The 447-nt window shown below is 68.9% G+C and carries 1 pseudogene; it reads left to right on the top strand.

Annotated features, from left to right (window positions below):
- Positions 1–20: 20 nt before the first annotated feature.
- Positions 21–447: pseudogene (locus P3H15_RS54625) on the top strand (phosphatidylserine/phosphatidylglycerophosphate/cardiolipin synthase family protein); the annotation flags it as partial.

Here is a 447-nt window from a genome sequence, read left to right as displayed (position 1 = left end):
ATTTCCGAGAGAACGAACGTATGCCACTTCCAATACAGTGGCAGATCGGGCGGGCGGTGCCGATCCCCGGGGTCAGCGGCCGCGGACAGGCCGACCCCGGCTTCCTGCCCGCACACGTCGCACGAATGTTTCTGCGGCACATCGTCGAATACGAACCCGGGCCGACCGAGCACCACGCCTGGGCCGCCGAGTCGCGTCACCGCCGCGCCCCTGCCGGGCCGGCAGCGAAGTACCAGCTCGAATGGTTCCATCACGACAAATCCGACAGCCGCCTGCGCCGCGGAGACGTGGTCGTCTTCGTCACCGCGGACCACGCGTGGCTCTATGCACCTGCCGTGGTGGATTCCGAGGCGATCGCGATCCCGCGCTCCCCCGGTGCCATCGGGCACCTTCTGCGCAGCCGCACGGACCTGGACCCGATCCCGGTGCCGGTCGCGGAGCAGATCC

The organism is Rhodococcus sp. T2V (genome assembly GCF_029269925.1).
GTDB lineage: Bacteria > Actinomycetota > Actinomycetes > Mycobacteriales > Mycobacteriaceae > Rhodococcus_F > Rhodococcus_F koreensis.
Note: the sequence above shows the minus strand (reverse complement) of the source record. Positions and strands in the feature narration are given on the sequence as shown.